7 protein-coding genes are annotated in these 8,352 nt (G+C 60.9%); 1 reads left to right on the forward strand and 6 read right to left on the reverse strand.

Features of this window, described 5'->3' with window-relative positions; translation table 11 throughout:
* Positions 1-187: 187 nt before the first annotated feature.
* The 6 genes from Q0D41_RS07170 to Q0D41_RS07195 are packed head-to-tail and all read right to left on the reverse strand — an operon-like array spanning position 188 to position 6,446.
* Positions 188-1,213: an XdhC family protein gene (locus tag Q0D41_RS07170; RefSeq protein WP_294377305.1), complete on the reverse strand. Its 1,026-nt coding sequence runs from the start codon at positions 1,211-1,213 to the stop codon at positions 188-190.
* A gap of 12 nt (positions 1,214-1,225) precedes the next feature.
* Positions 1,226-2,020 (reverse strand): selenium-dependent molybdenum cofactor biosynthesis protein YqeB, encoded by a 795-nt coding sequence (yqeB, locus tag Q0D41_RS07175; protein WP_294377308.1) that lies wholly within the window; start codon positions 2,018-2,020, stop codon positions 1,226-1,228.
* Positions 2,008-2,850 carry a selenium cofactor biosynthesis protein YqeC gene (gene yqeC / locus Q0D41_RS07180; RefSeq protein WP_294377310.1) on the reverse strand — a complete coding sequence of 281 codons (843 nt, stop codon included), beginning with the start codon at positions 2,848-2,850 and terminating at the stop codon, positions 2,008-2,010. Before yqeC ends, yqeB begins: the two co-directional genes overlap by 13 nt.
* Positions 2,851-2,867: 17 nt before the next feature.
* Positions 2,868-5,159 carry a xanthine dehydrogenase family protein molybdopterin-binding subunit gene (locus Q0D41_RS07185; RefSeq protein WP_294377315.1) on the reverse strand — a complete coding sequence of 764 codons (2,292 nt, stop codon included), beginning with the start codon at positions 5,157-5,159 and terminating at the stop codon, positions 2,868-2,870.
* Positions 5,152-5,625, reverse strand: a complete 474-nt coding sequence (locus Q0D41_RS07190; protein ID WP_294377319.1) for a (2Fe-2S)-binding protein — start codon at positions 5,623-5,625, stop codon at positions 5,152-5,154. Before Q0D41_RS07190 ends, Q0D41_RS07185 begins: the two co-directional genes overlap by 8 nt.
* A complete protein-coding gene (locus Q0D41_RS07195) occupies positions 5,625-6,446 on the reverse strand; it encodes a xanthine dehydrogenase family protein subunit M (protein ID WP_294377321.1) in 822 nt (273 codons plus the stop codon). Before Q0D41_RS07195 ends, Q0D41_RS07190 begins: the two co-directional genes overlap by 1 nt.
* Before the next feature lie 84 nt (positions 6,447-6,530).
* On the opposite strand from Q0D41_RS07195, the gene Q0D41_RS07200 reads away from it, so the two are divergent.
* Positions 6,531-7,385 (forward strand): NTP transferase domain-containing protein, encoded by an 855-nt coding sequence (locus Q0D41_RS07200; RefSeq protein WP_294377325.1) that lies wholly within the window; start codon positions 6,531-6,533, stop codon positions 7,383-7,385.
* Positions 7,386-8,352: the final 967 nt, after the last annotated feature.

Genomic DNA, 8,352 nt, shown 5'->3' on the forward strand with positions numbered 1-8,352 from the left:
AGGAAACGGCGCGATTGCCTACTTGTCGGCCTTTCGTGAAGAGGTCTTCACGTGGTCGACATGCGCGGCTTGGTGCCCCTGTTCGTGTAGAAGCGACTGCGGTAAGGTGATTGGCGCGTCGTTGCCTTGTTCGTGCCTTCTTGCATGGTGCGTTTATGCGCTGTCGCCTCTATTCGTTTGCATAAGGTTATACATTGCCTTTGCGCATTTCCGCGCGGCGCATGATGCATTCCGCCGCGACGCTCACGGCGATTTCTTCGGGCGTTTCGGCGGCGATGTCAAGGCCGATGGGCATATGCACGGCGCCGATTGCCTCTTCCGGTATTCCCGCATTCAGCATGAGCTCCCGCCCGGTTGCGATTTTTCGTCGCGATCCCATGAGGCCGACGTACGCCAAAGGCTGGCGAAGCACCTGCTCAAGAAGGGCGTAATCGCTGCGATGGGTGTGGGTCATGATAATGACGAAATCGCGCTTGTCCAAGGTCAGCGAGGCGGCGATGTTCTCGTAATCGCCCAAGACGACATCATGCGCTTCAGGCACGCGCGAGCGTTGGGCGAATTCGGGGCGGCAATCGAACAGCGTGCAGCAGAACCCGACGCGCGAGAGCGCCGAAACGGTCGCGCGGCCCACGTGCCCGCCGCCGAAAACGATGGCTCGCACGGGCAGCGAGACGGGCATCACGAAACGGCCGTCGATGACGGCCCTGCGCTCAAGGCTGGCGATGAGGCTCGCCTGCATGCCGCGCTCTCCCGCCAACGGCGCGCCGTTGGCATCGAGCAGGGCAACGGCGCTTTCGCTCGATTGGCAGTTTTCGGGGCATTCCACAACGAGATAGGAAGGAATGCGCTGGTCAATGCAGCGAAGCATTTCGCGTGCAGCATCGCGCCAATGCGTATCGCCAGAATTCACGGGCGTGTACAGAAGGGTCGCATCCCCGCCGCAGGGCATATTCAGGCCCTTTTTGGAGGCGAGTTTCAGCTCCATACTTTCGACGAAGCTCAGATTGTCGCCCAGCATGCCCTGCGCTTTCTTGATGGCATGAGCCTCGACGGCGCCGCCGCCAATGGTGCCGCATGCGAGCCCGTTTTCGTCGACGAGCATTTGCGAACCCGCGTGGCGCGGCGTGGAGCCTTTGCTTTCCATTATGGTAACCAGCACCAAATCGCGCGCTTCGCGCGAGGCGTGGGCGATGTGTTCTGCAATCGTGCGCATGTCTTGTCCCGTCTATGCTTTCGTGAGCGTGTCGCTCAAATGAAGAATAACTTCCAGCACGCCGCCCGCGACGGCCAAGCCTTTATCCGATACCGTTTCGCAATGGCTCACTTCGTCGCGCGGGTCGATATCGCCGCACTTCAAGCCCTTGGTAACGCGCGTTCCGCCAGCAAGCAGGCCTCGCAGCGTGCCGGTGAGGGTGGCAATAACAGGGGCGTCGTCCACGTATGCGACGGCTTGTCCCGCCTCGACGTGGTCGCGAATCGAAGCGACTTCGCGGAAGGTACCATCGTTCGGCGCGCGCAGCACGCGTTCGCCTGCGAAGCCGCCTACGAGCCCCGGCACTGCGGTGTTCGGAAGCGCCGAGCCCTCGTAATACACGCGACCGAGCGTGTGACCGCGCATGGTTTCGACCACGGCGTGGCAGTCGTCGCCCGCCGTGAATCCGGGCCCAATGCCAATGACGATGGGTGCCATGTCGATGGCGGTTCCCACATTGCGCTTGGCCAAAATGGCGTCGACCAGCACGTCAGGTTCAAGCCAAATGCATGAGCATTCCGGGTCGACGAGCACGGGGATGACCCCTTCGAGTGCTCGTCGCAGCGCATCGTCGGCGCTTTCGGCACGTATGCCAACGATGCCTTCCACCTGGGTTTTTCCTGAACGAACGGCTTCGCTGAAGGCGACCGTGCGGCGGACCGTCAAGGGGTGTTCGACTTCCGTCATAATGACGGAAACACCGCATTTGTGCAGGCGCAACGCTATCGCGCTGGCGATATCGCCAGCTCCGCGAATTATCGCAAGCATCGAAATTCTTTCCTCCAAAGGCTTCCCGCAACTACGGGGGTCGTGCAGAGCGCCGCTATGCGCTCGGCAATCCGCCAGTCGTCGTCGGATTCAACCTTATTGATAAAAATCGTATCGTGCAGGACTTCGGCCTCTAGCACGCGCGCCACCATTTCGGGCGTTGTGGCATCGGCTGTCGAGGCGCCCGCCAGTCGCGCGAAGCGTTCCGCTCGGTGGCAAGCCTGCGAAATAGGCCTGCCCACGCCGTCGATTCCCACGACGCAGACCGTTCGCTTCGCGCATTCGGGAATCACGGGCTCGTGTTCCGCATGCGCCTTCAGGGGCAGCATTTTCGCTCCATCGGCTTCAACGAGCAGGTAGTCGGCCGCGGCTTCCAGTTCGGAGAACGCCACGTTCGGCGCGTCAAGCTTGCCCGTTGGCCCATGGATGCGCCCCACGCAGACGATGGGGTGCGTCGAAAGCGCGAATTGCACCTCGTCCATTGTTGCGTCGAGCAGAACCGGGCACCAATCGGGCACGAACATTTTGGTGCTCGTGGCCACGATTACGCGCGCCCGCCGCCCTGCCCCAGCGGTGGCGGCCCCTTTGGTGGCGGGGCGCCTGCTTGACGGCTCGTCGCCATCAGCCGACGGATTATTGCCTGCGGCTTCCTCGGTCGGGCAGCCTTCGCTCGGCGATTTTCCTGCCTGAGGCTTGTCGGCCGCAATTTCGGCGGCCGCGAATCCGGCGCCCGCGGCCCCTTCCGTCGCGAGCTCTTCGGCCAGGGCGCGTAAAAGCGTCGATTTCCCGCCGCTTCCGATGATTGCCGTGGTTTTCGGCGATATGTGCAAAAGCTCGCTTAGAATGCCTACTCCTCGGGTTTCGCGAGCACGATATGCTCGGGCAGAATGGGCAGCTCGCGATGCCATACGCCCGTCGCGCGGTAAATGGCCTGCGTAATCGCGGGAGCCGGCGTGTTAATGACGATTTCGCCAATCGACTTCGCGCCGAACGGACCCGTGGGTTCGTAGGAATTCTCGAACTCGACGCGAATGCGGCCCGTGTCAAGGCGGGTGGGCAAACGGTACGTGAACAGGTTCGATTCGCGAATGCGACCCTTGGGCGTGCGCGTCGCGTCTTCCATGAGCGTGTGGCCAATGCCCTGTACGATGCCGCCTTCGGCCTGGATGCGCGCAAGCGCCGGGTTGATGGGGATGCCGCAGTCGACGACGCTCGCGTAATTGAGCACCTCTACCACGCCGGTTTCGCGGTCGAGTTCAATCTCGGCCATGCCCACCATGAACGGCGGCGGCGAGACGGGCGAAGAATGCATGGCGGTGGCTTCGGGAGCCAGGCAATTGCTCACCTGGCTTTTCGTGGCCACATCGACGAGCGACATTTCCTCGCCCGTCGCCTCGCGCACCACGCGTCCGTCCTCGAAGCTCAGCTCGCTCGCGTCACACCCCAGCGCTTCGGCGGCGATGGCGCACAAGCGTTCCTTCAGCTGCGTGCACGCCTTCTGCACGGCCATGCCGGTGACGTACGTGGTGGAAGAAGCGTACGAGCCCGAATCGTAGGGCGATGCGTCGGTGTCGGCGCCGAACACGGAAACATCGTCGACCGAGCAATCCATATGCTCGGCGACCATCTGCGCCAGAATGGTGTCGCAGCCCGTGCCCATGTCGGCGGCGCCGATGATCAGCATGTACGTGCCGTCATCGTTGAGTTTGATGGTGACCGAGCCCACGTCGATGTCGGAAATGCCCGAGCCCTGCATCGACATGCCCACGCCCGCAGCGCGAACTTTGCCGTTGCCCATGTCGCGCACGGGGTATTTCGCTTTCCAGTCGAACATTTCGGCGCAATGCTCCAGGCAGCGGTCGAGCGCGCACGCGTTGGCGATTTCGCCGAAGTACGCGGGCATCTTCATGCCTTCGCGCACCATATTCTGTTCGCGCAGCTCAACGGGGTCGCGGCCGAGCTTTTCGGCCAGTTCGTTCACGATGGTTTCAACGGCGAATTGGCCCTGCGTGGCACCGAAGCCTCGGTAGGCGCCCGAAGGCTGCATGTTCGTGTACACCACGTTTGCGGTGAATTTGAACGCTTCGAGCGAGCCGGTGTACAGCGGAATGGACTTATGGCCGGTAAGGCCGACCGTCGCCCAGCCGTGCTCGCCATAGGCGCCCGAATTCGACAGCGTGGTCATGCCGAGTGCGCGAATGCGGCCGTCGTTGTTCGCGCCCAGGCGCACGGTGATTTCCATCTCGTGGCGCGGCGAGCCGCAGGTCTGCGATTCTTCGCGCGTGTACACGCACATGGCGGGGCGGCCCGTTTTCATTGTGACGAATGCGGGATATACCTCGCACACTGCGGTCTGCTTCGCGCCGAAGCCGCCGCCGATGCGGGGCTTTTCGACGCGAATGCGGCCCTTCGGAATGCCGAGCGCGTGCGATAAGATGCGGCGCACATGGAAGACGACCTGCGTAGATGAAATCACGTGCAAGCGCCCGTAGCGGTCGAGCTCGGTGTAGGTGCGGAAGGTCTCCATCATTGCCTGGTTGTAGGCTTTGGTGTGGTAGGTGCGTTCCAGAACCACATCGCAATCGGCCAGCACGGCCTCGATGTCGCCGCCTTCGTCGGCCGTGGTGCCCACGAGGTTGCGCGTGTTATCGCCACCCAAATCGCACAGCATGCGCCAGTTGTCTTCGGGGTGCACGAGCACCGGGTTGTCTTTGGCGGTGCGGAAGTCCAAGACGGGTTCGAGCACGTCGTAGGTAACCTTGATGCGCGCGAGGGCCTTGTTGGCAGCCGCTTCATTTTCGGCAGCGACGATCGCCACCACGTCGCCCACGAAGCGCACGTGTCGATCGATGATGAGTCGGTCGTAGGGGCTCGTTTCCGGGTAGGTTTGGCCTGCGTTCGAAAAGCGCTCATTCGGCACGTCTTCCCACGTGAAAACGTCAACCACACCGGCGACCTTTTTCGCCTTCGAGGTATCTATGGTCTCGACGATGGCATTGGCGTGCGGGCTTCGCAGCAGCTTCACCACGAGCGCATCGCGCACGATATCTTCGGTATACAGGGGCTTGCCCAGCAGCTGCTGCATCGCGTCTTTCTTGCGGACCGACTTGCCCACCGATTGGTACTCGGGTCTATTCATGGTTGGCCCCTTCCGCGTGCTTGCTGTTCAGGAAGGCGCGAATGCCGCGCAGCTGGCCTTCGTAGCCCGAGCAGCGGCACAGGTTGCCGCTCAAGTACGCGAGAATTTCCTCGTCGGACGGGTCGGAGTTTTCGCGAAGCAGCGCGATGGTATTCATGACGAAGCCGGGGTTGCAAAAGCCGCACTGCTCGGCGCCTTGGTCGGCGATGAAGCCGACGAATTCCGACGCTTCTTCCTGCAGGCCTTCGAGCGTGTGCACGCTGCGGCCGTTGGCGCGCGCCGCGAGCGTGGAGCACGAAAGCACGGGTTCGTCGTCCATGAGCACGGTGCACAAACCGCAGCTTGAGGTTTCGCAGCCGCGCTTCACGCTGAAGCAGCCATGCGCGCGCACGAAATCGATGAGGAGCGTATCGGCGGGAACGTCGTCGGAAACCACGGTTCCGTTCAGCTTGATTTTGATTTCCATTACAGCACCTCTTTCAGGGCCAGAAGCGCGCGGCGCGTGAGCACGGGCACGAGCGCGCGTCGGTATTCGGCGCTGCCCCACATGTTGCCCGAGACGGTCACGGTGCCGGCGGCATAGTCGGCGAACGCGGCGGCGCTTTCCTCGGTAATGCCGTTGGCGAGAATGCCCTGCTCATCGCGAAGCACCACGGCGCGCGCGGGACGCGAGCCCACGACGACGCGCCACTCGCCCGCCACTTGGGCCGCAGCGCAGTTCAGCGAGGGGATGTCGGTGCGCTGCTTGCGCACGGCTTGGTATGCGAACGCGCCCGGCTGCTTCTTTACGATGAGGCGCACCAAAATGTCTTTGTCGTAAGGCATGCGCGCGAATTCTTCCAAGGACACGATGCCGCCCTTGTAGAGTTCGACAGAGCTGTCCATGGCGAGGAAAACCGTGAGGATGTCGGAAAAGCCCATGCGGCGCCACAGGCTTCCGCCGAGCGTCGCGCCGTTGCGGAACTGCACGCCCACGATGTCTTTGAAGGCGGCTTCCACCGCGCCGCAGGAATAGGCGGCAAGGCCAGGGTGCTTCTCCATTTGGCGCAGGGTGACCATGGCGCCAATGCGGAATTCTTCGTCGGTTTCTTCGATTTCGTTGAGACCCAGATCGCACAGGTCGATGGCGGTGCCGAAGGAGTGGGTGCCCATTTTCATCCACATGGTGCCGGCAACGATGCGATTGCGCTTTTTCTGGTTGAGCTCCCAGGCCTCGTCGAGGGTTTGCGGGCGCTCGTATTTTTGGAAGGTAATAATGTTTCTCGCCCCATTACTTGAGGTTGACATAGTTATCCATATTATACTATGGCCTGCGATTAATTCTCAAATCGAGCCCGTTCAACCATTGAATTTGCAAAGGCGAATACTGCTATGGCCCACGCTGGCGACAACCGCACATTGAAGCACGGATGCATTGTTATGGCATCGGGCGCGGGTGTGCGCTTCGGGGGCAATAAACTCATGGCCGAGCTTTGCGGAGAGCCGCTTGTTGGCCATGTTGTGCGAGCGACCGATGGCTTGTTCGATCGACGTGTGGTGGTCACGCGCCATGCCGATGTGGCTGCGTTGTGCGAGACGCTGGGCGCGAAGGTGATTTTGCACGACGAGCCCGGCCGAAACGACACGGTGCGCTTGGGCATGGAGGCCATGGACGGGTGCGATACCGTCACGTTTGTCCAGGGCGACCAACCGCTTATTCGCCCGGCGAGCATTGCCGCGCTTCTTCGCGCCGCTGAGCGTGATGCTGCCGCTGAACACCATGCCGCCGCTGCCGCGGGGCGCGATGCCATCGGCGCTGCTGGGCGCGATGCTGAGGGGCGTGATGCTGCGGAGGACTATGACACGGAGCACGATGCCGCGGAGAGCGGCGTTGATGTCGCTGTTGGACGTGATGCCGCGGGGCGCGATGCCGCCTGCGTCGCGGAGCATGACGCCGTGTGGCGCGATGCTGCGGGGTGCGGCGTTACAGATGTTTCGGGGCGTCCCAGTGCGCGCATTTGGCGTACATGTTTCGATGGCGCGCCGGGCGCGCCTGTGCTTTTTCCTTCCTGGGCGTTCGACGAACTCCGTTCTCTTCCTCATGGTAAGGGCGGCGGCTTCGTGGCAAAAATGCATGCGGAATACGTTCGAACCATCGAGGTTTCAAGCGAGTGGGAACTGTTCGACGTGGATACGCGTGACGACCTGCAGCAGTTGCGGGCATATGTTGCGCGGTGCGGCATGTAGGTTTGCCGCGCTGACACTTTTCGGCGCGCTGATACCGCCTTCGCGTAATTACTGTTTATCTCTTCTCTCCCCTTTCTCCTCCCCGCTCTTTTCGCCCATTCACCAATCCATCCGTTCGCACGTCCATCAATCCATCTGCTCGTACATCAATTCCTCCATTCGTCATCTATTCGCACATCCGCTTGTCAGTCCATTCATCTGTCTACCCGTTCATCCTCTCATTCATGTATGAATGAATCCTTCATCCGTTCGTTCCTCTGTCCTTCTCCTCCCCCTTTTCCTACTTTTCTCCGTCCTCTTCCTTCCTTCTCCGCGCCGTACTTGCTTCGAGTTTGCATCGAGCCTGCTTGTCATCTCATCGAGCAATCTGCTCCTGCTTGATATTTGGTCCCAATTGTCGATTTTTTTTGGCACAAATTTGCGGTTGTGCACGATGAAGAACGCACTGAGCCCTCTTGCAATAGATCGTGACCTGGGGTTTTGTTAAAGCGAAGCGTTTTTGGGACCTTTTTGGGGCGCTATGACCGTTCACAACCGCAAATCTCTGCCATTTTTAGCAAAATCAGGACATGATTTGGGCCGAGCTAGCCCGTTCGGACTTGTTATGGAGGAGTTCGTGGGGGGCGTTGTGGAAATGGGCGCGGAAAAGCCTGTTTAAGCAAGTGCTTCGATAGCTTGGTTGGGCGTTCGCTATGAAAGCTCACGTGGGAAAGTCGCACAGAAAGCGCGTGCAGGAAAGGGCGACCAGGCGGGCGCGATAAGAGTGGGTGCGAAAATGCACAATAGGTCCAATTGGGGATAACCATTGCGGTTGGCGCGAAGGGACCGGTTGAGCGCAATGAGTGCGGTTGGACACGGGCCGTTTCGTCGTTTTCATTTCGGCCACGCAATAAAGAACGGCCCTTTGTCTCTCGCGGGAGAAACAAAGGGCCGTTTGTTGGAGTGCATACGAGCGATTTGAATCAAG

Source organism: uncultured Slackia sp. (assembly GCF_934630525.1).
In the GTDB taxonomy this organism is placed as follows: Bacteria; Actinomycetota; Coriobacteriia; order Coriobacteriales; family Eggerthellaceae; genus Slackia.